This is a genomic window from Enterobacter cloacae complex sp. I2, assembly GCF_014896205.1.
GTDB classification, from domain to species: domain Bacteria; phylum Pseudomonadota; class Gammaproteobacteria; order Enterobacterales; family Enterobacteriaceae; genus Enterobacter; species Enterobacter quasihormaechei.
Genome location: NZ_JADBRA010000012.1, coordinates 24875 through 49910 on the forward strand (window position 1 = coordinate 24875; position 25036 = coordinate 49910).

At 57.6% G+C, this 25036-nt stretch carries 22 protein-coding genes; 10 read left to right on the forward strand and 12 right to left on the reverse strand.

The window, feature by feature from the left end:
- Positions 1 to 10: 10 nt before the first annotated feature.
- Entirely contained in the window at positions 11 to 1999 is a 1989-nt protein-coding gene (gene tkt / locus IM300_RS12040) for a transketolase (RefSeq protein WP_193036663.1), read from the forward strand.
- 81 nt (positions 2000 to 2080) lie between these two features.
- Here the strand turns inward: tkt and IM300_RS12045 are convergent, their stop codons facing one another.
- The 3 genes from IM300_RS12045 to aegA all read right to left on the reverse strand — a co-directional run bounded on the left by IM300_RS12045 (position 2081) and on the right by aegA (position 5869).
- A complete protein-coding gene (locus tag IM300_RS12045) occupies positions 2081 to 3124 on the reverse strand; it encodes a DUF1176 domain-containing protein (protein ID WP_107533463.1) in 1044 nt (347 codons plus the stop codon).
- A gap of 110 nt (positions 3125 to 3234) precedes the next feature.
- A complete protein-coding gene (gene nudK, locus IM300_RS12050) occupies positions 3235 to 3825 on the reverse strand; it encodes a GDP-mannose pyrophosphatase NudK (RefSeq protein WP_063868080.1) in 591 nt (196 codons plus the stop codon).
- A 67-nt stretch (positions 3826 to 3892) separates the two neighbouring features.
- Complete coding sequence (aegA, locus tag IM300_RS12055; protein WP_193036665.1) at positions 3893 to 5869, reverse strand: formate-dependent uric acid utilization protein AegA; 1977 nt, start codon at positions 5867 to 5869, stop codon at positions 3893 to 3895.
- A 152-nt stretch (positions 5870 to 6021) separates the two neighbouring features.
- On the opposite strand from aegA, the gene narQ reads away from it, so the two are divergent.
- Together narQ and acrD are read left to right on the forward strand one after the other, a co-directional pair.
- Positions 6022 to 7716, forward strand: a complete 1695-nt coding sequence (narQ, locus tag IM300_RS12060; RefSeq protein ID WP_193036667.1) for a nitrate/nitrite two-component system sensor histidine kinase NarQ — start codon at positions 6022 to 6024, stop codon at positions 7714 to 7716.
- 141 nt (positions 7717 to 7857) lie between these two features.
- Positions 7858 to 10971 carry a multidrug efflux RND transporter permease AcrD gene (acrD, locus tag IM300_RS12065; RefSeq protein WP_193036669.1) on the forward strand — a complete coding sequence of 1038 codons (3114 nt, stop codon included), beginning with the start codon at positions 7858 to 7860 and terminating at the stop codon, positions 10969 to 10971.
- 108 nt (positions 10972 to 11079) lie between these two features.
- Here acrD and ypfM read toward each other — a convergent pair whose 3' ends face one another.
- Positions 11080 to 11139, reverse strand: coding sequence for a protein YpfM (gene ypfM / locus IM300_RS12070; protein WP_102751470.1), 60 nt, complete (start codon positions 11137 to 11139; stop codon positions 11080 to 11082).
- Positions 11140 to 11526: 387 nt separating this feature from the next.
- On the opposite strand from ypfM, the gene IM300_RS12075 reads away from it, so the two are divergent.
- From IM300_RS12075 to IM300_RS12085, 3 genes are read left to right on the forward strand one after another with little or no spacing between them, the layout of a single operon-like run.
- Complete coding sequence (locus tag IM300_RS12075) at positions 11527 to 11883, forward strand: ArsC family reductase (RefSeq protein WP_063868068.1); 357 nt, start codon at positions 11527 to 11529, stop codon at positions 11881 to 11883.
- 3 nt (positions 11884 to 11886) lie between these two features.
- Positions 11887 to 13014: a succinyl-diaminopimelate desuccinylase gene (dapE, locus tag IM300_RS12080; RefSeq protein ID WP_063450476.1), complete on the forward strand. Its 1128-nt coding sequence runs from the start codon at positions 11887 to 11889 to the stop codon at positions 13012 to 13014.
- Between the two features lie 24 nt (positions 13015 to 13038).
- A complete protein-coding gene (locus IM300_RS12085) occupies positions 13039 to 13236 on the forward strand; it encodes a YpfN family protein (RefSeq protein WP_000383991.1) in 198 nt (65 codons plus the stop codon).
- A gap of 64 nt (positions 13237 to 13300) precedes the next feature.
- On the opposite strand, the gene ypfH is transcribed toward IM300_RS12085, so the two are convergent.
- The 6 genes from ypfH to dapA form a co-directional block, all read right to left on the reverse strand.
- Positions 13301 to 13996 (reverse strand): esterase, encoded by a 696-nt coding sequence (ypfH, locus tag IM300_RS12090; RefSeq protein ID WP_193036671.1) that lies wholly within the window; start codon positions 13994 to 13996, stop codon positions 13301 to 13303.
- A gap of 73 nt (positions 13997 to 14069) precedes the next feature.
- Complete coding sequence (locus IM300_RS12095) at positions 14070 to 16016, reverse strand: tRNA(Met) cytidine acetyltransferase TmcA (protein WP_193036673.1); 1947 nt, start codon at positions 16014 to 16016, stop codon at positions 14070 to 14072.
- Positions 16016 to 16885 (reverse strand): neutral zinc metallopeptidase, encoded by an 870-nt coding sequence (locus tag IM300_RS12100; protein ID WP_063450479.1) that lies wholly within the window; start codon positions 16883 to 16885, stop codon positions 16016 to 16018. Before IM300_RS12100 ends, IM300_RS12095 begins: the two co-directional genes overlap by 1 nt.
- 120 nt (positions 16886 to 17005) lie before the next feature.
- On the reverse strand, positions 17006 to 17719 hold the full coding sequence (purC, locus tag IM300_RS12105) for a phosphoribosylaminoimidazolesuccinocarboxamide synthase (protein WP_001171626.1): 714 nt from the start codon (positions 17717 to 17719) through the stop codon (positions 17006 to 17008).
- A 109-nt stretch (positions 17720 to 17828) separates the two neighbouring features.
- Positions 17829 to 18863 (reverse strand): outer membrane protein assembly factor BamC, encoded by a 1035-nt coding sequence (gene bamC / locus IM300_RS12110; protein WP_063868060.1) that lies wholly within the window; start codon positions 18861 to 18863, stop codon positions 17829 to 17831.
- Between the two features lie 16 nt (positions 18864 to 18879).
- Positions 18880 to 19758, reverse strand: a complete 879-nt coding sequence (dapA, locus tag IM300_RS12115; protein WP_063450481.1) for a 4-hydroxy-tetrahydrodipicolinate synthase — start codon at positions 19756 to 19758, stop codon at positions 18880 to 18882.
- Between the two features lie 145 nt (positions 19759 to 19903).
- On the opposite strand from dapA, the gene IM300_RS12120 reads away from it, so the two are divergent.
- Together IM300_RS12120 and bcp are read left to right on the forward strand one after the other, a co-directional pair.
- Complete coding sequence (locus tag IM300_RS12120) at positions 19904 to 20473, forward strand: glycine cleavage system transcriptional repressor (RefSeq protein WP_000213743.1); 570 nt, start codon at positions 19904 to 19906, stop codon at positions 20471 to 20473.
- Complete coding sequence (gene bcp / locus IM300_RS12125; RefSeq protein WP_193036675.1) at positions 20473 to 20943, forward strand: thioredoxin-dependent thiol peroxidase; 471 nt, start codon at positions 20473 to 20475, stop codon at positions 20941 to 20943. Before IM300_RS12120 ends, bcp begins: the two co-directional genes overlap by 1 nt.
- Positions 20944 to 21025: 82 nt before the next feature.
- On the opposite strand, the gene IM300_RS12130 is transcribed toward bcp, so the two are convergent.
- On the reverse strand, positions 21026 to 22090 hold the full coding sequence (locus IM300_RS12130) for an AI-2E family transporter (RefSeq protein ID WP_063868052.1): 1065 nt from the start codon (positions 22088 to 22090) through the stop codon (positions 21026 to 21028).
- Positions 22091 to 22310: 220 nt separating this feature from the next.
- Between IM300_RS12130 and bepA the strand changes: the two genes are divergently transcribed.
- The gene (gene bepA, locus IM300_RS12135; protein ID WP_063450483.1) at positions 22311 to 23774 is read left to right on the forward strand and encodes a beta-barrel assembly-enhancing protease; all 1464 of its coding nucleotides are present in this window, start codon (positions 22311 to 22313) and stop codon (positions 23772 to 23774) included.
- 13 nt (positions 23775 to 23787) lie between these two features.
- On the forward strand, positions 23788 to 24144 hold the full coding sequence (arsC, locus tag IM300_RS12140) for an arsenate reductase (glutaredoxin) (RefSeq protein WP_063868050.1): 357 nt from the start codon (positions 23788 to 23790) through the stop codon (positions 24142 to 24144).
- Here the strand turns inward: arsC and IM300_RS12145 are convergent.
- Entirely contained in the window at positions 24141 to 24965 is an 825-nt protein-coding gene (locus IM300_RS12145; RefSeq protein WP_193036677.1) for a helix-turn-helix domain-containing protein, read from the reverse strand. The two genes, arsC and IM300_RS12145, sit on opposite strands and share 4 nt — an antisense overlap.
- Positions 24966 to 25036: the final 71 nt, after the last annotated feature.

The following is a 25036-nucleotide window of genomic DNA, read 5'->3' on the forward strand; positions in this document are numbered from 1 at the left end:
GGAGTGAACTATGTCCCGTAAAGAGCTCGCCAACGCCATTCGCGCCCTCAGCATGGATGCCGTACAAAAAGCCAATTCCGGCCACCCTGGCGCCCCCATGGGGATGGCTGATATCGCTGAAGTGCTGTGGAACGACTTTCTGAAGCACAACCCCACTGACCCGACCTGGTATGACCGGGACCGTTTTATTCTCTCCAACGGTCACGCCTCAATGCTGCTCTACAGCCTGCTGCACCTTTCCGGCTACGACCTGCCGCTTGAGGAGTTAAAAAACTTCCGCCAGCTGCACTCCAAAACGCCGGGCCACCCGGAAATTGGCTATACGCCGGGCGTTGAAACGACCACCGGCCCGCTGGGCCAGGGGCTGGCGAACGCCGTCGGCCTGGCAATTGCCGAGCGTACGCTGGCCGCGCAGTTCAACCAGCCCGACCACGAGATTGTCGATCACTACACCTACGTCTTTATGGGCGACGGCTGTCTGATGGAGGGGATCTCCCACGAGGTCTGCTCGCTGGCGGGCACGCTGGGGCTGGGCAAGCTGATTGGCTTCTACGATCACAACGGCATCTCCATTGACGGAGAAACCGAGGGCTGGTTTACCGACGATACGGCGAAGCGCTTCGAGGCCTATCACTGGCACGTGGTGCACGAGATCGACGGCCACGATCCGGAAGCGGTGAAAAAAGCAATTCAGGAAGCGCAGAGCGTCAAGGATAAACCGTCCCTGATTATTTGCCGCACCACCATCGGCTTCGGCTCGCCGAACAAGGCGGGCAAAGAAGAGGCGCACGGCGCGGCGCTGGGTGAAGAGGAAGTGGCGCTGACCCGTCAGAAACTCGGCTGGAAACACCCGGCCTTTGAGATCCCAAAAGAGATCTACAGAGCCTGGGATGCGCGCGAGGACGGTGAGAAAGCGCAGCACGCGTGGAACGAAAAATTTGCCGCCTACAAAAAAGTGCACCCGGAGCTGGCCGCCGAGTTTACCCGCCGCATGAGCGGCGGCCTGCCGGAGGACTGGGAAGAAAAAACCCAGGCCCTGATTGAGAACCTGCAATCCAACCCGGCGAAAATCGCCACCCGTAAGGCGTCGCAGAATACCCTGAACGCCATTGGCCCGATCCTGCCCGAACTGCTGGGCGGCTCGGCGGACCTGGCGCCAAGCAACCTCACCATCTGGTCCGGCTCTAAATCCCTGAAGGAAGACATTGCCGGGAACTACATCCACTACGGCGTGCGCGAGTTCGGGATGACCGCCATTGCCAACGGCATCGCCCACCACGGCGGCTTCGTGCCGTACACCGCCACTTTCCTGATGTTTGTCGAATATGCCCGTAACGCGGCGCGTATGGCGGCACTGATGAAAGCACGGCAGATCATGGTGTATACCCACGACTCCATCGGACTGGGTGAAGATGGCCCGACGCACCAGGCGGTAGAGCAGCTGGCGAGCCTGCGGTTAACCCCAAACTTCAGCACCTGGCGTCCGTGCGATCAGGTTGAAGCGGCAGTGGGATGGAAGCTGGCCGTTGAGCGCCATAACGGCCCTACGGCGCTGATCCTGTCGCGCCAGAACCTGGCGCAGATCGAGCGCACGCCAGAGCAGGTGAAAAATATCGCCCGCGGTGGATACATTCTGAAAGACAGCGGCGGCAAGCCGGACGTGATCCTGATTGCCACCGGTTCCGAAGTGGAAATCACCGTGAAAGCGGCGGAGAAGCTGACTGCCGAAGGTCACGCGGTGCGCGTCGTTTCTCTGCCTTCAACGGATATCTTTGATGCGCAGGATGAAGCGTACCGGGAATCGGTGCTGCCTTCGAATGTTGCAGCGCGCGTGGCGGTGGAGGCGGGTATTGCCGACTACTGGTATAAGTACGTGGGGCTGAAAGGGGCGATTGTGGGCATGCGGGGCTACGGCGAGTCCGCTCCGGCCGATAAGCTGTTCCCGTACTTCGGCTTTACCGTTGAGAACGTAGTGGAGAAAGCGCTAAGCGTGCTGTAGTGCGATCTGCGTTGCCGGGTGGCGGCTGCCTACAAATCGCCAAAACGTAGGCCGGGTAAGCGGCAGCGCCACCCGGCAAAACTACCTCGTGATCCACAGCGTGGGCCAGGCATCTGGCCCATTCCAGTTATCACAGCTTGGCTCTTCCGCGTAGCGCACCAGGCGGAAACGCTGGCCGTTAAAACGCCAGCGGGTCTGGATCCCACAGTCGCCAATCCCGCGTCCCAGCGCCAGCGTCGTCAGCTCGCGCGTTTTTTCATCGAAGCTGGCATTCATCAGCTCCATGTCGCTACTCTGGCTGGACGGGGTAAACGGCAGGCGCAATTTCACGCTTCTGGCCGCAAAGGGTTTTTTACGCGACACCAGCCACGCCAGATCGACGGTATTGTACGCCCCCGCCTCACAGCTGATGATCATCAGCGCTTTGTCATCGGTCAACGCGGTAACGCGCACTTCGCGTCGGTTCGGATCGAGGGAGCACTGGCTGTGGTTCATGCGCCAGGTACCGTAATCCAGCAGATCGTTCAGTTCGCGATGGGTCAGCGGCGTTGGCGTCGGGTTCACCACGGCCACCTTTTTTAAGGCGGGCGCAGGCGGCACGCTCAGCGGTGGACTGTCCCCTTTTTTAATCCATGCCGTTTCGCTGCCGACGCGTTTTTGCTGGGCGTCGATAAACAGCAGCGCCGCTTTCAGACCGGCCAGGGAGATCGTCTGCTTCCCGCCGCGCAGGGTCAGCGCCTGACCTTCCTGAATGGTTTTGAGAAACGTGGTGATGGTGCCCGTATCGTCTGTTTTAAGGTGCCAGGGGGTTAACTGCCAGTGCTTCGACGTGAGCGTAAGCGGAACATTGTCGAGCAGCAGGCGCGGGGCGATGTCAGGCTCTTTCACCGGAGGCGCAGAAAGCCCGCCGAGATCGATGCGCAGGCTGGCGTCCGTTTTGGCTCCCGCGCTGCGGCTCAGCGTCATGACCAGACCGCGATGCTCGCCGGTGTTTCGCGCCACGCAGAAATTCTGGTTGTTGCAGGTAACCTGCCAGTCAGAAAAAGACTGCTGCGCAGGTGCAGCCCACGCCAGAGGCGCAGGAAGCACGCAAATGAAGAAGAGAAGAAAAACGCAGTAGCGCATGAATGGCACAGCCCCGGAAAACGAAAAGGTCAATCTGGGGCGTATCTTCGTGCCCTGGACGGGCTGGCTCAATCGGATTTATCGGATAGATTTATCTCAAATACAACTTATCACGCTCGCGGCGCAGCGCTCATCAGCCCGCTGGTTTGCAGATACTGCAACAGGATCACCGCTTTACCGTCGCGGATCTCGCCACGTTTCACCATGTCGACAGCCTGAGCAAAAGGCATTTCCAGGACTTCAATGTCTTCGTCATCCACGCCGCCGCCCCGGTGCGTGCGCTGGGCATCGGTGTATTCCGCAATGAAGAAGTGGACCAGCTCGGTGACGCCGCCAGGGGACATGAAAAGCTCAAAGACTTTTTGCACCGCACCCACTTCAAAACCCGTCTCCTCAATGGCCTCTTTGCGGATACACACTTCCGGCTCATCGTCATCAAGCAGGCCTGCGCAGGTTTCAATCAGACGTCCGTCCGCGTTGCCATTGACCCACGTGGCGATGCGAAACTGGCGGATCAGCACCACGCTCTGCTTTTCACGGTTATACAGCAGAATGGTTGCCCCGTTGCCCCGGTCGTAGACTTCGCGTTTGTGGCGAATAACGTCCCCGTTCTTGCGGGTCAGATCGTAAGTGATGTTACGCAGGACAAAGTAATTTTCAGAAAGGATTTTGTCTTTAATAACGCTAATGTTCAGGGACATACGGGCTCCACGGCAAAATGAGTCTGTTTATACTACGCCGTGAAGCCCGCTTTGTCGCCCGTCGGCGTTAATGCATGCTGCGCGGCGGCACGCCAAGCCAGTCCATGATCCCCTGCGCGGCGTGGCGCCCTTCCGCCATCGCGGTGACCACCAGATCCGCACCGCGCACCGCATCGCCGCCGGCAAAAATCTGCGGATTCGAGGTCTGGTAGTGATAACGGCTCTCCACGGACGCCCTGATACGCCCCCGATCGTCGGTGTCGACGCCCTGTGCCTGAAGCCACGGCATGGCGTGCGGAGTAAACCCGAACGCCATGATCACCGCATCAGCAGGCATCACAAACTCGCTGCCCGCCACCGGAACAGGCCGCCGCCGCCCCTGCGCGTCCGGCTCGCCCAGCGCGGTGCGCAGCATTCGAATGCCGTTGACCTTGCCGTCGGCATCCAGCGTAAGCTCAACCGGCTGAACGTTAAATTCAAACGCCGCGCCCTCTTCTTTCGCGTTTTTAACCTCTTTTTTGGAGCCCGGCATGTTGGCCTCGTCCCGCCGATAGGCGCAGGTCACCTTCGCCGCGCCGTGTCGAAGCGCGGTACGCACGCAGTCCATCGCCGTATCGCCCCCGCCCAGCACCACCACGTTCAATCCCTGGGTGTCGATAAACGGCGCGTCAGCGACGGGCTCAAGACCCATTACGTTCCGCGTGTTCGCCACTAAAAACGGCAGCGCGTCATACACGCCCGGCGCGTCCTCGTGGGGAATACCGGCTTTCATGGAGCGATAGGTGCCGACGCCGAGGAAAATGGCATCGTAGTCGTTTTGCAGCTGGGCCATCGACACGTCTTTCCCCACTTCGCAGTTCAGCTCGAAGCGGATACCCATCGCGCTGAATATCTCTCTGCGCCGCGCTAACAGGGATTTATCCAGCTTGAAGGCCGGAATGCCGAAGGTGAGCAAGCCGCCGATTTCCGGATGACGATCGTAGACCGTGACCTCGACGCCGCTGCGCACCAGTACGTCGGCGCAGGCCAGCCCTGCCGGACCGGCACCGATGATGGCGACGCGCTTACCGACCGGCATAACGTGGCTGACGTCCGGCATCCAGCCCGTCGCCAGCGCCCGATCCGAGATATACCGTTCGATATTGCCAATGGTCACCGCACCCGACGCATCCCGCAGGGTGCAGGCGCCTTCACATAATCGATCCTGTGGACAGACGCGCCCGGTAATTTCCGGTAAACAGTTGGTCTGATGAGAAAGCTCGGCCGCGCCGACGATGTCCCCCGCCCTGACCCGTTCAATCCACTGCGGAATGTGGTTATGCAGCGGGCAGGTCCACTCACAAATGCTGTGCTCGCCGCATTTCAGGCACCGGGATGCCTCGCGGTGCGCCTGTTCCGGGCGAAACGGCAGGTAGATCTCGTTAAAATGGCGGGCGCGTGCGTCGGGGCTGAGCTTGTCCGGTTCACCGCGCGCCGGGGTATTTTGCCTCTGCTGCCGTTTGGTTTGCGGGCATTCTGCCTGAACCGCTTCGCTGTGCCACGGCTGCGCATCCAGCCTTGCACTGCGCTCGCGCCGCGACTTCGCCAGGTTATCCAGTACCGCCGGGGTAGCCAGCGTGAGCACGTTTGCCGGGCAGTTTTCGACGCAGGCCGGACCCTGCGGCCTTTCCAGGCAGAGGTCGCATTTATGCGCCGAGGCCTTCACGCGGTCGTTCTCCAGCGGGGTGACCAGCAAGTCCATCGTGCCAAACGGACAGGCCACCACGCAGGCTTTACAGCCAATGCATTTTTGTTGATTCACCTGTACGCTGTCGCTGTGTTGCGTGATGGCGCCGTTCGGGCAGCTTTGCGCACAGGGCGCGTTTTCACAGTGGTGACAGGTGACGGGGCTATTGCGGGTAGCGGAGATAAGGACCGTAATGCGGGGATGAAAATGGCGCTCGCCCAGTACGTGCTGTTCCCCGTTGTGCGCCATCACACAGGCGACTTCGCAGGCGCGACAACCGATACACTCCTGACCGTTGACCATAATAAAACGATTCATAACTACACCTGTTTTTGGTTCAATAACCTTATTCTTTCTATTGTTATCGTATTTACCCACAGCGGCATGGCGACGCAATGTTCAAATGCCCAGGAAGCCGAACTATTTCCAGTGAACCTGTGGCAGATCAATTTTATTCAGGAAGCTGATGAGTGACCGTTAAACGCCCCGTTTCGGGAAGCCTGGCTCGGGCTTTCTTTTCGATGATTGTATTGTCCGTATTAATCAGCGCCATTGCGCTGGTCACGCTCGCCAGCAGCCAGCGCGACGCCGAGGCGATTAACATCGCCGGATCGCTGCGCATGCAGAGCTACCGCCTGGGCTACGAGATGCAGCGCGCCAGCCCGTCGCTGGCAGAACACCGCGCGGTCTGGCAGAAAACCCTGAGCGCACCTGCGTTGCAGAAGTTAAACCGCTGGTATGTGCCGGAGGACGTCAAGCAGCGTTACCGGCAGCTCCACCTTGCCTGGCAGGAGATGGATAAGCGCATCGCCAGCGGCGACACCGGGTGGTATCAGGACCACATTGAGGATTTCGTTGGCCGCATAGATGCCTTTGTGCTGGCGCTTCAGCACTACACCGAACATAAAATTCAGCTGGTCATTTTCATGTCGCTGACCGGCGGGCTGGGCATTTTGCTGCTGGCGCTATTAACCCTGCGGCGGATCCGGCGTCAGGTGGTGCTGCCGCTGAATAATCTGGTGGCGGCGAGCGAGCGTATCGAACAGGGGCAATTCGATACCCCCGCGCCGGATACCGCGCTGCCTAACGAACTGGGCCAGCTTTCCCGTGCCTTCAACCATATGTCGGCAGAACTGCACACCCTGTATCGTTCCCTTGAGCAGTCCGTTGCCGAAAAAACCCGCCATCTGAATGAAGCGCATCAGCAACTCGACATGCTGTTCAAATGCTCGCAGGCGCTGAATACCGGGCAGATAGACAGCCACTGCTTCCGGCATATGTTGCAGATTGTGCATGAATATACGCAGATGAATTATCTGCAATTGCGCACCAGCGACGACTGGCGGCTGTGCGAAGGGCAGGAAACACCGGGCGAGAAGATGCACACGTTACCGGTGTTAATGCAGGATACCCTGTACGGCGAACTGCGCTGGCAAAGCACGACGGGCGATGTGCCCCTGCCGCTAATGGAAAGCGTGGCGACGATGCTGGGCCGGGGGCTCTATTTCAATCAGGCGCAGAAGCACTATCAGCAACTGCTGCTGATGGAGGAGCGCGCCACCATCGCCCGCGAGCTGCACGATTCGCTGGCGCAGGTGCTCTCTTATTTGCGTATTCAGCTTACGCTGCTGAAGCATGCCGTGCCGGGCGACAATGCTCCCGCACAGACCATCATTACGGATTTCTCCCGCGAGCTGAATAACGCCTGGCATCAGTTACGCGAACTGCTCACCACCTTCCGTCTGACGCTCAATCACGCCAATCTTCCTGCCGCACTACAGGAGTCTCTTGACGGGCTGCAAAGCCAGACCAGGGCGAAACTGGTGCTCGACTGCCGTCTCTCGTCCCTGGCGCTGGACGCGCAAAAACAAGTGCACCTCTTACAGATTGTGCGTGAGGCGGTGCTGAATGCGATTAAACATGCCGACGCGAGCGAGATCGTCGTCAGCTGCGTCACCGCTGCGGACGGCACGCACACGGTCACTATCCGCGACAACGGTATTGGCATCGGCGACGCCAGTGAACCGCCGGGGCATTATGGTCTGAACATTATGCGCGAACGCGCGGGACGGCTCGGCGGGACGCTAGGCTTTTCCCAGCCGCCGCAGGGTGGTACGCAGGTCAGCGTAACGTTCCGGACGCCTGCGGATCGGGCTGAAAAATAGCGAGAAAGCAGGCGCGCTGAAAAAAGCGCATGATAATTTACATTATCTCCTTTATTTCTCCACGTTTGGCCTGCGCCTTCCCGCTACAGTGTTGCGGGCAATATACAATAATGACGTGCTGCATAACGAGGTCACTTTTTCATGGCGAATTTTTTCATCGATCGCCCCATTTTTGCCTGGGTGCTTGCAATCCTGTTGTGTCTGACGGGTGTCCTGGCGATTACATCACTTCCCGTTGAGCAATACCCCGACCTCGCGCCCCCCAACGTGCGTATCACGGCGAACTACCCTGGCGCCTCGGCGCAGACGCTGGAAAATACCGTCACGCAGGTTATCGAGCAGAACATGACGGGTCTCGATAACCTGATGTACATGTCCTCGCAGAGCAGCGCCACGGGCCAGGCGACGGTCACCCTGAGCTTTACGGCGGGCACGGATCCGGATGAAGCGGTGCAGCAGGTGCAAAACCAGCTGCAATCCGCCCTGCGCAAACTGCCTCAGGCGGTGCAGAACCAGGGGGTTACCGTGCGTAAAACCGGTGACACCAATATTTTGACCATCGCGTTCGTCTCAACCGACGGCTCGATGGATAAACAGGACATCGCGGACTACGTCGCCAGTAATATCCAGGATCCGCTCAGCCGCATCAACGGCGTGGGCGATATCGACGCCTACGGCTCGCAGTATTCCATGCGCATCTGGCTGGATCCCAACAAGCTGAACAGCGTGCAGATGACCGCCAAGGATGTCACCGACGCTATCGAATCGCAGAACGCACAGATTGCCGTGGGGCAGTTGGGCGGTACGCCGTCCGTGGATAACCAGGCCCTTAACGCCACCATCAACTCCCAGTCGCTGCTCCAGACGCCCGAACAGTTCCGTAATATCACGCTGCGCGTGAATCAGGACGGGTCGGAAGTGCGTCTGGGTGATGTCGCCACCGTGGAAATGGGGGCGGAAAAATATGACTACCTGAGCCGTTTTAACGGCAATGCCGCGTCCGGATTAGGGGTGAAGCTGGCCTCCGGTGCCAACGAAATGGCGACCGCGCAGCTGGTATTAGATCGTCTGGACGAGCTGTCGCACTATTTCCCGCACGGCCTGGAGTACAAAGTCGCCTACGAAACCACCTCGTTCGTTAAGGCCTCTATCGAAGACGTGGTGAAAACCCTGCTCGAAGCCATCGCGCTGGTGTTCCTCGTGATGTACCTGTTCCTGCAAAACTTCCGCGCCACGCTGATCCCCACCATTGCGGTGCCGGTGGTGCTGCTGGGAACCTTTGCGGTGATGTATGCCTTTGGCTACAGCATCAACACCCTGACCATGTTCGCCATGGTGCTGGCCATCGGCCTGCTGGTGGATGATGCCATCGTGGTGGTGGAAAACGTCGAGCGCATTATGAGCGAGGAAGGGCTTTCGCCCCGCGAGGCCACGCGCAAGTCGATGGGGCAAATTCAGGGTGCGCTGGTCGGTATCGCCATGGTGCTGTCGGCGGTATTTATCCCGATGGCTTTTTTTGGCGGCACCACGGGCGCGATTTATCGCCAGTTCTCGATCACTATCGTCTCCGCGATGGTGCTCTCGGTGCTGGTGGCGATGATCCTCACCCCTGCCCTTTGCGCGACGCTGCTCAAGCCGCTGCACAAGGGTGAGCATCACGGTCAAAAAGGCTTTTTCGGCTGGTTTAACCGCATGTTCAACCGTAATGCGGCGCGCTATGAAGCGGGCGTGGGCAAGGTGCTGCACCGCAGCATGCGCTGGATGGTGGTGTATGTCCTGCTGCTTGGCGGCATGGTCTTCTTATTCCTGCGGCTGCCCACCTCCTTCCTGCCGCTGGAAGATCGCGGCATGTTTATCACCTCCGTGCAGTTACCGAGCGGCTCGACCCAACAGCAAACCCTGAAGGTGGTGGAAAAGGTTGAGAACTACTTCCATACCCAGGAAAAAGATAACGTGGTCTCCGTTTTCTCTACCGTCGGCTCTGGCCCTGGCGGTAACGGGCAAAACGTGGCGCGCATGTTTGTGCGCCTGAAAGACTGGGATCAGCGCGACAGCGAAACCGGCTCCTCCTTTGCCATCATTGAGCGCGCAACCAAAGCGTTCAACAAAATCAAGGAAGCGCGCGTTTTCGCCAGCAGTCCGCCCGCCATCAGCGGTCTGGGCAGTTCAGCCGGGTTTGATATGGAGCTTCAGGACCACGCGGGAGCCGGGCACGATGCGTTAATGGCGGCTCGCGATAAACTGCTGGAGCTGGCCGGGAACGATCCGCAGCTTACGCGCGTTCGCCATAACGGTCTGGATGACAGCCCTCAGCTCCAGGTGGATATTGACCAGCGTAAAGCGCAGGCGCTGGGCGTTTCCATCGACGACATTAACGACACCCTGCAAACGGCATGGGGCTCAAGCTACGTAAATGACTTTATGGATCGTGGCCGCGTGAAGAAGGTCTACGTTCAGTCCGCCGCCAAATACCGCATGCTGCCGGACGATATTAACCGCTGGTATGTGCGCAATAACACCGGCGGTATGGTGCCGTTCTCGGCGTTCGCAACGTCCCGCTGGGAGACCGGATCGCCGCGTCTGGAGCGCTATAACGGCTATTCGGCGCTGGAGATTGTCGGGGAAGCCGCGCCGGGGGTCAGTACCGGTACTGCAATGGACATTATGGAAAAGCTGGTCCAGCAATTGCCGACCGGTTTTGGCCTGGAGTGGACGGCGATGTCCTACCAGGAACGGCTTTCCGGTGCGCAGGCGCCTGCCCTGTATGCTCTTTCGCTGCTGGTGGTCTTCCTCTGCCTGGCGGCACTGTATGAGAGCTGGTCAGTGCCGTTCTCGGTGATGTTGGTGGTGCCGCTCGGGGTTATCGGCGCGCTGCTGGCCACCTGGATGCGCGGCCTGGAAAACGATGTCTATTTCCAGGTCGGGCTCCTCACCGTTATCGGATTGTCGGCGAAAAACGCCATTCTGATCGTTGAATTTGCCAACGAGATGAACGCCAAAGGCCACGAGCTGATGGCCGCCACGCTGCACGCCTGCCGCCAGCGCCTGCGCCCGATCCTGATGACGTCTCTGGCGTTTGTGTTCGGCGTCCTGCCGATGGCCACCAGCTCCGGCGCAGGCTCCAGCAGCCAGCATGCTGTGGGAACGGGCGTCATGGGTGGAATGATTTCCGCGACGATTCTGGCGATCTATTTCGTCCCGCTGTTCTTCGTGCTGGTACGCCGCCGTTTCCCGCTGAAGGATAAGCCGGAATAACCCGTTGAAATAAAAAAGGCGGCTTTATCGGCCGCCTTTTTATTGTGTGATGTTTTCACACTATGGTTATTTTAGTTAATTAAGTGCTCTTGCAATTCTGACCGGAATTTATTTACGAAGCATGCCTTCGATAAAGTCTTTCCAGTTCCCCATTTCACGTTCAATCATAACAACCTCTCTTATTATTATGCGCATTCTACGAAAACGTATCATCATTGTGAAGCCACTTTATCCGATTGCTGTGATTGCGCCCCGCTATGTGGGTGGGTTTAAGATCACTATGAGCGTTGCCGGATAAATTTTATGTGACCTACAGCAATATTTTGAAATAGTCAGAAAAATGACAGTATTTTAAATTTCCCTCTGAGTTTATTGGTTATTTAAACAGGATGGACAACTATGCTTAAAAGATGAAAGACTATTCAGCTTACAGCTGTTCGTTGAATTATGGAGAATTGTAAATCACGAAAAATTCCGAATGTGGTATATTCCACTTAAGGATATATCTTCGAAAATATTGAACATTTAATCCACAAAAGAACAAAAGGATTCACCATGGTTGTGATGTACGGCATTAAGAATTGCGACACGATCAAAAAAGCCCGCCGCTGGCTGGAAGCACACAGCATTGACTATCGCTTTCACGATTACCGTGCCGACGGGCTTGACCCGGCGTTTCTCCATTCCGCCATCAACGAGCTGGGCTGGGAAGCGCTGCTGAATACCCGCGGGACCACCTGGCGTAAGCTGGATGAATCTCTCCGGGCCACGATCGACAACGCCGACAGCGCCGCCAAACTGATGCTTGAAATGCCGGCAATCATCAAACGCCCATTGCTCTGCAAGCCAGGTCAGCCTATGCTGCTGGGTTTCAGTGAAACCCTTTATTCAGATTTTTTCGTTGAGGTGTAGTCTATGTCATGCCCGGTCATTGAGCTGACTCAGCAGCTTATTCGCCGTCCTTCCCTTAGCCCGGACGACGCAGGTTGTCAGGCACTAATGATTGAGCGCCTGCGTGCCATCGGTTTTACCGTGGAACCCATGGATTTTGGCGATACGCAGAACTTCTGGGCCTGGCGCGGTCAGGGGGAGACGCTGGCGTTTGCCGGACATACCGACGTGGTTCCTGCGGGTGACGCAGACCGCTGGATCAACCCGCCTTTTGAGCCGACCATCCGCGACGGTATGCTGTTTGGACGCGGCGCGGCGGACATGAAAGGTTCCCTGGCCGCGATGGTCGTGGCGGCAGAGCGCTTCGTTGCCCAGCATCCAAATCATAAAAACCGTCTTGCGTTTCTCATCACCTCTGATGAAGAAGCCAGCGCCCACAACGGCACCGTGAAGGTCGTTGAAGCGCTGATGGCGCGCAACGAACGCCTGGACTACTGCCTGGTGGGCGAACCGTCCAGCACCGAAGTGGTGGGCGACGTAGTGAAAAATGGCCGCCGTGGCTCTCTGACCTGCAATTTGACCCTACATGGCGTGCAGGGCCACGTTGCCTATCCTCACCTGGCGGATAACCCGGTACACCGCGCAGCGCCGATGCTGAACGAGCTGGTGGGCATTGAGTGGGACAAAGGTAACGAATTCTTCCCGCCAACCAGCATGCAGATTGCCAACATCAAGGCCGGCACCGGCAGTAACAACGTCATTCCCGGCGATCTCTTCGTTCAGTTTAACTTCCGCTTCAGCACCGAGCTGACCGACGAAACGATCAAAGCACGCGTGGTTGCGCTGCTGGAGAAATATCAGCTGCGCTATACCATTGACTGGTGGCTTTCCGGGCAGCCGTTCCTGACGCAGCGCGGTAAACTGGTGGATGCGGTGGTGAACGCCATAGCGCACTATAATGAGATTAAGCCACAGCTGCTGACAACGGGCGGCACGTCTGACGGACGCTTTATCGCCCGCATGGGTGCACAGGTTGTCGAACTGGGCCCGGTTAACGCGACGATTCACAAAATCAACGAGTGTGTGAACGCAGCGGATTTACAACTGCTGGCCCGCATGTATCAACGTATTATGGAGCAGCTCGTCGCCTGACGGGTGCTTACAGAGGATTAGCGAATGGACTGGCTTTCAAAGTACTGGTGGATTCTGGTGTTGGTGTTTCTGGTAGGCGTGCTGCTTAACGTGATTAAAGATCTTAAGCGCGTTGACCATAAAAAGTTCCTTGCCAACAAGCCGGATCTTCCGCCGCATCGTGATTTTAACGACAAGTGGGACGATGAAGACGACTGGCCGAAGAAGGACCAGAAGAAGTAATTGTGCACACCTCTCACCCTGACCCTCTCCCCAAAGGGGAGAGGGGCTGGGGGTGAGGGACAACTCACATAAACTCTACAATATCATCATCATTCGGCTTACCGCCGCTGAGCGCTTCATCAAAGTAGTGCTTCGGTACGGTATAGCGCAGATGATCGAGCGCAAACTGCATGCTGCGATCGTCAATGGCATGCCCCAGATCGTCCACGATATCCAGCGTCACATCCCCGCCTTCACGCATCAGCGCGTCCTGGGCTGCAACCGCATGCGAAAGCTCAATCACCCGGTCTTCACCCCCGTGGATCAGATGGATCGTGGTCTGCGTCGTCGCGCTTTGCGGCAGCGTCGCGAAGCGGCCGTTAAAGGCAATCACGCGGGACGCCAGCCCCGGCTGCGCTTTAACGCTCTCAAGGGACATGATAGACCCCTGCGAAAAGCCAATCAGCGCCGTCGCGTCGGCACCCACGCCGCTCTGCTGCTGCCAGTAGCGTACGGTGTCGATAAACGCAGGCATGGCGGCATCAACGCGCGCCTGACGGCTCTCTTCCGTCACGCCCTCAACGGAGAACCACTGCCGTCCGTTCGGACCGCACGGCTCCACGCCACCGATGCTGACAATCAGCGCTTCCGGAAAAACGGGTGCAAACCAGCTGCCTATCTGTCCCATGTTGACGGCATTGTCGCCGACGCCATGAAACAGAAGCAGTAACTGTTTAGCCGGTGTGTCCGGGCTTTGCACAACAAAATGGTCATGTTTCATGGCGATCTCCTTAATTGATAAGCAGGATTTTACGCCTCTGCGGGGTAATGACCATGCCACTTTACTGAAGAAGTCATTGAAAAAATTGCCATTGCAAAATGTCGGCTTTCAGCTGCTGGCTGCGGGGATAATCAAGCCTTTCAAGCGCTTGTGCGGTTTCTTCGCGTAACTTTGCCAGCAACGCTTTCCGTCCGACGTCGTGCGTATGCCCTGCCATTTTTCCGCGCAGCGCTGGAAGCGGCATCTCCACGGCTGACAACAACCGGGTCAGTGCCGCTACCGAGGTCGAAAACGCCCGGTGCGCAAAGGCAAATCCCGCCAGCTCCAGCCAGTCGTCACTATTAAGGGTAGCTTCCCACGCATCCGTCACCGGGATCTTTTCGCCGTTCCAGGCCGACAGGACGCGCATATCACGACATAAACGTTGATGTGCCTGCTCGCAGAGCTGATGCCCCGCCTCGCTTAGCGGCAGCAGCGCCATCGCCGTATAGCACCCGCTGCTCGCCTCCCGATGGCTGCCCATTCGCACCAGCACAAAACCGCACTGCTGCCAGAAGCGCCACAGCTCGTCGGTAAAGCCAAAGCTGACCGAGAGATAATCTTCTCCGCTGGCGCTGCGGATCAGCCGCTGGCCGATGCCTTCCCGCTGGCGATGGGGATGAACCGCAATGCGGCTGACGCGTCGGCCCTGAAGCGTCGCCGCGAGGGGCGATCCGCCGTGCGCCGCCAGCGACTGCGCCACCAGATTTCCACGCGGCCGACGAAAGCCCGCCCATACCGCGCGGCTCAGTTCAGGGGATAATCCCCCCTCCTCCACCAGCCAGAGCGCGCCCGCGATGTCGGCGCCCGCGTGCGCAACGGCAAAGTGCTGGCCGGGGGCGTCCATCATCCGGCGTAAATCGAGGGGTGAGGTGCGATAATGCGCGGCGCACAGCAGTTCGTATACGCTTGCCACACGCGCCGGATCGCTCTCCCACGCGCGTGGCTCCAGCGACCTTAAACATACTTCGCCTTCCGGTTTGCGGTCGATAAGCGCATCGTCAAACAGCAGCGCGTTCGCCACAATCCGCTCAAGCGGACATCCGGCAGCCCAGCGAACGGGCGTAGATAAGGTATAACGCCGCAGCCCGCTGAACCGGGCGCAGAATTTAAGCAGAAATCCCCTGCCCGTTCCTTCATAGCCCTGTACCGTTGTGGTTAACAGCACGCGCGGAAATCGCGTCACCAGCATCTCGAGCAGCGGGCCGGGAATAGCGGCCGCCTCATCGACAATCAGCCAGTCGGCATGCAACGGGGAGGCCAGCAGCGCATCCGGGGCCATAAAGTGAAAATATTCGCCGGCGAAACGCGCGATGACGTCCGTTGCCCCTTTGGCCGGTGCCGTCACCACCGCATTCCCGCGTATGCCGTTGAGCAACATGCCTGCCAGCGCTGACTTTCCGCGCCCGCGCGGTGCCGTAACGGCGGCCACGCCCGCAGGCATCGTCAGAAGGGCGTCGAGGATCTCAGCCTGCTCGCGCTGCGGTTCACCGCTGGCGGGCTGCCAGGCGGGGACATCTGGCGCAACGGGAAGGTGCAGGGAATGGTGCTGCTGCCAGACGATGGCGTCCGAATCGGCGGCAAGCGTCCGGCAAAAATGGTGAACAAAGTGCGGGGTGGCGATCGGCTCTGCGCTGTCGCTCCAGCGCAGAGAATCCCTGTCGGGCCTGTCGGCCCAGACGGCGAACGGCGGCACCAGCAGCACCAGAAGGCTCCCGGCGCGCAGCGTCCCGCTGAGGGCGGCGAAGGCCGAGACGTCAAACCCGTCTCGCGCGTCAAAAACGGCGTGCAGGTATTCACGTCCCAGCAGGCCGCTGATGGACTTAGACGGGTTCTCCTCCAGCCACAGCCAGTCTCCCGGTAACGTGTCGCGCAGGGTAGTCGCCTGGCTCAACGTCCACGCTTCATCGCCGCTGAGCACCACCAGCCGGCGGTGCCCGGTACGCTGAAGCTGACTAACCAGCGCTTCAAACCCCAGCATCACATTGCTTTGCCGAAGGTATCACACTGTGACGGGTTGCCGCTGTCGAAGCCACGCTTAAACCAGCTGTAGCGCTGTTCGGAGGTGCCGTGGGTAAAGCTGTCCGGCACAACGCGCCCCTGGCTCTGCTGCTGCAAGCGATCGTCCCCAATCGCCTGGGCGGCATTCAGGGCCTCTTCCAGATCGCCTGTTTCCAGCACGCCCTGCTGCTGCATGCTGTGTCCCCAGACGCCAGCGAAACAGTCCGCCTGAAGCTCCATGCGCACGGAAAGATGATTCACCTCCGCCTGAGACGCATTCTGCTGCATCTGACGCACCTTAGGCTCAATGCCGAGGAGCTTCTGCACATGGTGGCCAACTTCGTGTGCGATCACGTAGCCCTGGGCAAAATCGCCGTCAGCGCCCAGCTTGCTTTTCATGTCGTCATAGAAGGAGAGATCGATATAGACGGTGCTGTCCGCCGGGCAGTAGAACGGCCCCATCACGGACTGTCCGGTGCCGCAGCCTGTACGGGTTGCGCCCCGGTACATCACCAGTTTTGGCGGCTGATAGGTCCGCCCCATTTTCTCGAACTGCTGACCCCAGGTATCTTCGGTCGTCGCGAGAATAACGGAAGTAAATTTCGCCGCTTCATCTTCATTCGGGCTGATGGAGCGCTGCGAATACTGCTGCTGTTGCCCGGTTTCACCGGTCATTAAACCGGTCAGATCGACGCCGTAGTAGCCCGCCACCAGCACCACGACCAGCAGAATAATACCGCCCTTGCCGCTGGGTAACCGGAAACCTGGCCCGCCCATAGACGGACCACCGCCACCACTGCTGCGTCTGTCTTCTACGTTGTCACTTTCACGACGCCCTTGCCAGCGCATAAACACCTCGAACTATTCCATTTATAATAGCTATGATCGTAGGCGGTTAATGAAAGGATTACCATAGTAAACAAGGATAAGACGCCAAAGGATGCAAACATCCTTTGGCAAATGCGCGTATTAGTCGAGCTTAACGCCTAAACGGTGAGCAACCGCTTCGTACGCTTCGACCACCCCACCCAGGCTCTGGCGGAAACGGTCTTTATCCATTTTATCCAGCGTCTCTTTGTCCCACAGACGGCTGCCGTCCGGAGAGAATTCGTCGCCCAGCACCACTTCGCCTTTGTACAGACCGAACTCCAGCTTGAAATCGACCAGGATCAGGCCCGCGTCATCAAACAGCTTTTTCAGCACGTCGTTGGCTTTGTAGGTCAGTTCCTGCATACGCGCCAGGTTCTCTTTGCTTACCCAGCCGAAGGTTTCGCAGTAGGATTCGTTGACCATCGGGTCGTGCATGGCATCGTTTTTCAGGAACAGATCGAACAGCGGTGGATTCAGTTCGATACCCTCTTCAATGCCCAGACGCTTCACCAGGGAGCCTGCGGCACGGTTACGGATAACGCACTCAACCGGCACCATATCCAGTTTTTTTACCAGACATTCCGTATCGGACAGCAACGCTTCCATCTGAGTCGGGATACCGGCTTCGGCCAGCTTGGTCATAATGAAGTGGTTGAACTTGTTGTTCACCATGCCTTTACGATCGAACTGCTCAATGCGCGCACCGTCTCCTGCTGACGTATCATTGCGGAACTCGAGCACCAACAGATCCGGGTTTTCCGTGCTGTATACGGTTTTCGCTTTGCCACGATACAACTCAGCTTGCTTCTGCATCTTCATTACTCCTGGTGTGATGATTTGTATTCAAAACTGGGCATATTATGCCACGCACACGTTTGCGTAGCACGAAAATAAAAAGGGCTGGATTATCCAGCCCTCGCTATTATTTGCTGAATGCGGCCTGGAAGGCAGCGACCAGCGCATCGTTTTGCGACTGGGTCAGCGTGTGTCCTTTCGGATCGATAAATTGCAGGCTGCTGCGGTTATCGAGGTCGCCGACCTGGATTTTGTAGTCACCGGAAGGCAGCTGCGGATCGCTTGCCCCCAGTTCCTGCCAGGCACTATCGGACAGCGGCTTATAGGTCGCTGTGATGCTGCCCGTTGAACGGGTGCTGTCGGTCACCTTCATGCCCACTTTTTCAAGCGTAGCCGGCAAACGCTGCCAGGTCTGGTTAAACGGCGCACGCACCACCAGCATTGGCAGACCGGTATCATCGGCACCGCTCTGCACGTCAAACGTTGAACCGTTACGGTTCTGCGCGGCGTTAGCGGCATCGGTGGCGTTCTTATCCAGACCCGCTGCAATCACGTTCAGCATTTCGGTGCTGTAGCGCTGCAAGGCAGCCGGATCGGCAATCGGTTTGCCCGCCTGCTCAAGATTTAACAGCTTAACGGTAACCGCCTGCTGATAACCCTGCGGCTTAACGGAGACTTGATAACGACCGCGATACTGCTGATCTTCATCGAGACGGTTCCACTCAATCCAGTCGGTGGTTAAGGTCTGACTGGCGTCGTCGCGTTTATCAATCGTGTAATTTTTCGACTGAATTACGCTCACCACCTGCGGCCACAGCGTGGTGCCGCGTGCGCTTTCCACCAGCAGAGAGGCCGTATCACCGGTAAACTGAGTACGCGCGCCACTCACCAACGCCAGAGGCTGAGCCGGCGGACGAATATCGAGCGCTTTACCCACCAGACCGCTACCGTTCGTGACCGGAATATTATAATCACCGTTCTGGATCGGCAGGATCATGCCGGCAGGCGCGTGAAGTTCAGCAAGCGGCGGCGAATCAAGATAGGATTCATCACCGCTCACCTGGCGCTTGTAGCGCGAGTCTGAACTACAGGCAGCGAGGAGCATAACAAGCGAAACACCCGCAACCTTCGCCAGGCGCGACTTCTGTACTGAATAAGCCATCAAATCTCCCTAAACTTTACAGCAGACCGGCATGCTTCAGCGCGCCAGCGACAATTTCACGACCGTGGTCGGTAATAGGTGTCATTGGCAGACGCAGCGTGTCGGTTGCTACAAGCCCCAACTCCTTACATGCCCATTTCACTGGGATCGGATTGGGTTCGACAAATAATTTATTGTGCAACGGCATCAGACGCTGATTAATCACGCGAGCTTCATCAAAGTGACCGGCTGCGGCCAGCTTGCACATGTCAGCCATATCGCGCGCCGCAACGTTCGCCGTCACGGAAATCACGCCATTTCCACCGAGCTGCATAAAGTCCAGCGCGGTCGCATCGTCACCGCTCAACAGGATAAAGTCGTCTGAAACCAGCTCTTTGATCTGATGAACGCGGCTTAAGTTCCCTGTCGCCTCTTTAATCCCGATAATATTTTTTACTTTCGAGAGACGGCCAACGGTTTCCGGCAGCATATCGCAACCGGTACGAGACGGCACATTATACAGAATTTGTGGCAAGTCAGTATGTTCGGCGATGGCTTTGAAATGCTGGAACAAACCTTCCTGAGTAGGACGGTTGTAGTAAGGCGTGACCGTCAGACAGCCAACAACGCCGCTGTCGTTAAAACGCTGGGTCAGGCTAATGGCCTCAGCCGTTGCGTTTGCGCCCGTACCCGCGATGACCGGAATACGCCCGTCAGCCAGCTCAAGGGTCAGCATCACAACGTCGCCGTGCTCGTCGTGGCTCAGCGTTGCGGATTCACCGGTAGTCCCTACCGAAACGATCGCCGAGGTTCCATTGGCGACATGGTAATCAATGAGCTTCTTCATGCTTGACCGGCAGACATTACCTTTTTCATCCATCGGTGTAACAAGCGCGACAATACTTCCCGTGAACATGAGCCATCCTCTGTGCGAACAAGAGCCTCAATGTTACGTTTGGAACTGTAATAAAAGCAAGCGACCTGAGGCTCTCAGGCGGTTGTATGCATGTTTTTTTTATGCTTTCCTTAGGAAGACTTAACCACGCAAAGGAAGAACAGGTTTGACAACCTCATCACAACATTACCTGGTTATCACTGCGCTGGGTGCTGACAGGCCGGGTATCGTGAATACCATCACTCGCCACGTGAGCAGCTGCGGCTGCAATATCGAAGACAGCCGGCTGGCTATGCTGGGTGAAGAGTTCACGTTCATTATGCTGCTTTCCGGAACATGGAATGCCATTACCCTCATCGAATCTACCCTGCCGCTGAAGGGCGCAGAGCTGGATTTACTGATTGTGATGAAGCGCACCACCGCGCGCCCGCGTCCGGCTCTGCCTGCCACGGTCTGGGTACAGGTTGAAGTGCCTGATTCACCTCATCTGATTGAACGTTTTACGGCGCTGTTTGACAGCCATCAGATGAACATTGCCGAACTGGTTTCCCGCACACAGCCGGGTGATGAGAACGCCATCCCGACGCTGTTTATTCAAATTACCGCCCACAGCCCTGCCTCGCAGGATGCGTCAAATATCGAGCAAGCATTCAAAGCCCTCTGTACAGAATTACACGCGCAAGGCAGTATAAGCGTCGTCGATTATTCGCAGCACGAACAGGATGGAGTTGAGTAATGAACCCACTGAAAGCCGGTGATATCGCACCGAAATTTAGCTTACCGGATCAAGACGGCGAGCAAGTAAATTTGACCGACTTCCAGGGACAGCGTGTTCTGGTCTATTTCTACCCGAAAGCCATGACGCCGGGCTGTACCGTACAGGCCTGCGGTTTACGCGATAACATGGATGAGTTGAAGAAAATCGGTGTGGAAGTGCTGGGCATCAGCACCGATAAGCCAGAAAAGCTGTCACGCTTTGCGGAAAAAGAGCTGCTGAACTTCACGCTGCTTTCCGATGAAGACCACCAGGTTTGCGAGCAGTTTGGCGTCTGGGGTGAGAAGTCCTTTATGGGCAAAACCTACGACGGGATCCACCGCATCAGCTTCCTGATTGGCGCTGACGGTAAAGTTGAGCACGTGTTTGACGACTTCAAAACCAGTAATCACCACGACGTGGTGTTGAACTGGCTGAAAGAAAGTGCCTGAAAGTGAGTGTCGGGTGGCGGCTTCGCCTCACCCGACCTACAAGAATAAGTAGGCCGGGTAAGCGCAGCGCTACCCGGCAAAACTACTTCTCTTCCACCGCCGGCACATCCGGCCATGCGTGGACCACGGCTTTAATAAGCGTCGCCAGCGGTATGGCAAAGAACACGCCCCAGAAACCCCACAGCCCGCCGAAAATCACCACCGACAGAATAATCACCAGCGGATGCAGGTTAACAGCTTCTGAGAACAGCACCGGCACCAGCAGGTTACCGTCCAGCCCCTGAATGATCAGGTATACCGCGAAGCAGCTCCAGAACTCCGTGCCCAGACCAAACTGGAACAGCGCGACGCCGACGACCGGAATGGTCACCACAAACGCGCCGATATACGGGATCAGAACCGAGAATCCAACCAGCACCGCCAGCAGCAGCGAATAATTCAGCCCAAAGATCACAAAGCCAACCCAGGTCGCCACGCCCACCACGATCATCTCCAGCACCTTGCCGCGAATGTAGTTGGTGATCTGCTGGTTCATCTCCTGCCAGACCTGCCCGGCCAGGCCGCGATTGCGCGGCAGCACGCGGCGTACCGCGTTCAGCATCTGCTCTTTATCTTTGACCAGGAAGAACACCATCAGCGGCACGAGGACCAGATAGACGGCCAGGGTCAGCAGCCCTACCAGCGAGGCCAGCGAGTACTTCACCACCGAATCACCCATGGTCATGATGCGGGCGCGCATATTTTCGGCCATCGCATCAATGATCCCGGCGTCCATCAGCGCGGGATAGCGGCGCGGCAGCGTGGCGGCAAAATCAGACAGTTTATTCAGCATGCCGGGCATATCGCGGATCAAATATATCCCCTGTTGCCAGGCGATGGGCATGACCACGAAGGACATCAGCAGCAGTATACCGACAAACAGCACCAGCACGATGCTGGTCGCCCAGCGGCGGGAACAGCCGATATGTTCCAGACGCGCGGTGGGCCACTCCAGCAGATACGCCAGCACGATCGCCACCAGCAGAGGAGCCAGCAGGCCGCTAAAGAAGAACAGGATACCGAATCCGGCAACCAGAATAACCAGTAAAGCAATGGCTTCCGGATCGCTAAACCGACGCCGATACCACTGCATTAACATTTCGAGCATACAACCCTTCCCTGAATCGAATGGCGGGAGTGAGACGGTGAATTGTATCTAACTGTCACAAAAAAGACTTTCCTTTTTGTTCCACTGTCAGGTTTCGCAAAACCCTGATGAATGGGATTTTCTTCATCTCATAACACGGCTACACTCGCAGGGCAGCGGAGATGAACGTTATGCGGGTTCATCGGTCAAATTAGCACATCCAACATACAGGACAGTGGTTATGTTCAGGCAGTTGAGAAAAACACTGGTTGCGACACTGATTGCCGCCGTGACGGTCGGCCAGGTGTTGCCCGCTTTCGCTGACTCGTCCGATTCATTGCCGGACATGGGCACCACGGCAGGAAGCACGCTCTCCATCGGGCAGGAGATGCAGATGGGGGATTATTACGTACGCCAGCTGCGCGGCAGTGCTCCACTGATCAACGACCCTTTGCTGGTCCAGTACATCAACGGTCTGGGGATGCGGCTGGTGGCGCACGCGGACTCGGTAAAAACGCCCTTCCACTTCTTCTTAATCAATAACGACGAAATCAACGCCTTCGCCTTCTTTGGCGGGAACGTGGTGCTGCATTCGGCGTTATTCCGTTATTCCGATAATGAAAGCCAGCTGGCGTCGGTCATGGCGCACGAAATTTCGCACGTTACCCAGCGCCATCTGGCGCGTGCGATGGAAGACCAGAAGCGTAACGCGCCGCTGACCTGGGTGGGCGCGCTGGGCTCTATTCTGCTGGCGATGGCCAGCCCGCAGGCCGGGATGGCGGCCCTCACCGGGACGCTGGCGGGAACGCGTCAGGGGATGATCAGCTTTACCCAGCAGAACGAGCAAGAGGCAGACCGCATCGGCATTCAGGTTTTACAGCGTGCAGGCTTTGACCCGCAGGCCATGCCGAGCTTCCTGGAAAAACTGCTCGACCAGGCACGCTACTCGTCGCGTCCCCCTGAAATTCTGTTGACCCACCCGCTGCCGGAAAGCCGCCTCTCGGATGCGCGTAACCGTGCCAACCAGATGCGTCCGGTGGTCGTGCAGTCTTCGCAGGATTTCTACATGGCAAAAGTGAGAACGCTTGGCATGTACAACTCCGGGCGTAATCAGCTCACCAGCGATCTGCTGGACGCGCTGGCGAAAGGCAACGTGCGCGAGAAAAACGCGGCGCAGTATGGTCAGGCGCTCCAGGCTATGGAGGCCAGCAAATATGATGAAGCGCGTAAAGCGCTACAGCCGCTTCTGGCGGCGGCCCCAAATAATCCATGGTATCTCGACCTCGCCACCGATATCGATCTGGGACAGAAAAAAGCGACCGATGCGATTAATCGCCTGAAAGGGGCGAAAGATCTTCGTAACAATCCGGTATTGCAGCTTAACCTGGCGAACGCTTATTTACAGGGCGGCCAGCCCGGCGAGGCGGTGACCATTCTGAACCGCTACACCTTTAACAATAAAGATGACCAGAACGGCTGGGAGCTGCTCGCCCAGGCGCAGGGGCAACTGGGTAACCGCGATCAGGAGCTGGCCGCGCGTGCGGAAGGTCTGGCGCTGGCGGGCCGCCTCGACCAGGCCATTTCCCTGTTGAGCAGCGCCAGTTCACAGGTGAAACTCGGCAGCCTGCAACAGGCCCGTTACGACGCGCGAATCGACCAGCTGCGCGGCCTGCAACAACGCTTTAAGCCGTACGAGAAGATGTAATAAAGGAGAAGTCATGACAGACGCGGTAAAAATTTATCATAACCCTCGCTGCTCCAAGAGCCGCGACACCCTCAGCCTGCTGAAGTCTAACGGCATCGAACCGGAAGTGGTGCTGTATCTGGAGACGCCGCCGGATGCGCAGACGATCCGTCAGCTGCTTAAGATGCTCGATATGAGCAGCGCGCGCGAGCTGATGCGTCAGAAAGAAGATCTGTATAAATCGCTCAATCTGAACGATACACATCTCACTGAAGAGCGGCTGATCCAGGCAATGGTCGATAATCCAAAGCTGATTGAGCGTCCGATTGTGGTGGCGAACGGCAAGGCGCGTATCGGTCGTCCGCCGGAAGACGTGCTCGAGATCGTCTAATCGTTACGCCGCAGCGCTTCCAGAAACGCCTGCGGCGTACGCTCTCCCAGCTTTTTCTGCGCTTTCCCCCGGTTGTAATACTCACACAGTTGAATCAACAGCTCTCCCATCGGTTCTTTGTTCACCCGTGGAATGATGTCGCGTAACGGCAGCGCCACCAGTACGGCGCGGATTTGCTGCGGATGCGCTTTCACGCTAACGCTGTGCCCCGGCAGCGTCACCGCCAGTCCAAAAGTCTCAACAGATTGAATATCTGCCGGACACGCTTCCAGCACCTCATTCGCCCAGCGGGTTAACAATTGCGGGGAAACGCCGGCATAAAGCCGGGCGTAGCACCAGCCGCTGACGGGTTCACGCGCCCAGAGCAGATGTTGCTCGCCACCGTCGTCCATATGCAGCGACAGCGGCTGATGATGCAGGAGTAGTTTCTGCGGCATGATGCCGGCCTTCAGCGCCTTTTTGCCCTGCAACAAAGCCCCCTTTTGTTTTACCGAAGCCGGCTTGAGGTAGCGGTTCAGGGTCGCGCGGGAAACGGCGATCCCGAGCCCGTCATTCACCAACAGCAGCAGCTCATCCAGCGGCGCACCGGTGATATCCCGCAGGGCATTTATCAGTGCCGCCTGTTCCTGTCTCAACGCTTTGTGTATCACTTTGGGCGTAGTGTGGTTATCCGATACCTGGTCGCGGTTGCGCCAGCGCCTGACGGTGGTGACCGAGATCCCCAGCTCAGTGGCCAGCTCTCTGTCGCTTTTATCGGACTGCTGAAGGTAGCGACGGATACGCGGCGTGGTCGTAGCGTTGGCATGCAGTTTGATTTCCATCGCGTCTCTCTCCGAAACCAATCTCATGAGATTTATTATGCAGCAGCGAATGCTTTGTGACCGATTTCACC

Excerpts from the sequence above, each read along its gene's own strand:
- tkt (WP_193036663.1), top strand. The coding sequence starts at position 11 with ATGTCCCGTAAAGAGCTCGCCAACGCCATTCGCGCCCTCAGCATGGAT.
- IM300_RS12045 (WP_107533463.1), bottom strand. The coding sequence starts at position 3,124 with ATGCGCTACTGCGTTTTTCTTCTCTTCTTCATTTGCGTGCTTCCTGCG.
- nudK (WP_063868080.1), bottom strand. The coding sequence starts at position 3,825 with ATGTCCCTGAACATTAGCGTTATTAAAGACAAAATCCTTTCTGAAAAT.
- aegA (WP_193036665.1), bottom strand. The coding sequence starts at position 5,869 with ATGAATCGTTTTATTATGGTCAACGGTCAGGAGTGTATCGGTTGTCGC.
- acrD (WP_193036669.1), top strand. The coding sequence starts at position 7,858 with ATGGCGAATTTTTTCATCGATCGCCCCATTTTTGCCTGGGTGCTTGCA.
- IM300_RS12075 (WP_063868068.1), top strand. The coding sequence starts at position 11,527 with ATGGTTGTGATGTACGGCATTAAGAATTGCGACACGATCAAAAAAGCC.
- dapE (WP_063450476.1), top strand. The coding sequence starts at position 11,887 with ATGTCATGCCCGGTCATTGAGCTGACTCAGCAGCTTATTCGCCGTCCT.
- IM300_RS12085 (WP_000383991.1), top strand. The coding sequence starts at position 13,039 with ATGGACTGGCTTTCAAAGTACTGGTGGATTCTGGTGTTGGTGTTTCTG.
- ypfH (WP_193036671.1), bottom strand. The coding sequence starts at position 13,996 with ATGAAACATGACCATTTTGTTGTGCAAAGCCCGGACACACCGGCTAAA.
- IM300_RS12095 (WP_193036673.1), bottom strand. The coding sequence starts at position 16,016 with ATGCTGGGGTTTGAAGCGCTGGTTAGTCAGCTTCAGCGTACCGGGCAC.
- IM300_RS12100 (WP_063450479.1), bottom strand. The coding sequence starts at position 16,885 with ATGCGCTGGCAAGGGCGTCGTGAAAGTGACAACGTAGAAGACAGACGC.
- purC (WP_001171626.1), bottom strand. The coding sequence starts at position 17,719 with ATGCAGAAGCAAGCTGAGTTGTATCGTGGCAAAGCGAAAACCGTATAC.
- bamC (WP_063868060.1), bottom strand. The coding sequence starts at position 18,863 with ATGGCTTATTCAGTACAGAAGTCGCGCCTGGCGAAGGTTGCGGGTGTT.
- dapA (WP_063450481.1), bottom strand. The coding sequence starts at position 19,758 with ATGTTCACGGGAAGTATTGTCGCGCTTGTTACACCGATGGATGAAAAA.
- bcp (WP_193036675.1), top strand. The coding sequence starts at position 20,473 with ATGAACCCACTGAAAGCCGGTGATATCGCACCGAAATTTAGCTTACCG.
- IM300_RS12130 (WP_063868052.1), bottom strand. The coding sequence starts at position 22,090 with ATGCTCGAAATGTTAATGCAGTGGTATCGGCGTCGGTTTAGCGATCCG.
- bepA (WP_063450483.1), top strand. The coding sequence starts at position 22,311 with ATGTTCAGGCAGTTGAGAAAAACACTGGTTGCGACACTGATTGCCGCC.
- arsC (WP_063868050.1), top strand. The coding sequence starts at position 23,788 with ATGACAGACGCGGTAAAAATTTATCATAACCCTCGCTGCTCCAAGAGC.
- IM300_RS12145 (WP_193036677.1), bottom strand. The coding sequence starts at position 24,965 with ATGGAAATCAAACTGCATGCCAACGCTACGACCACGCCGCGTATCCGT.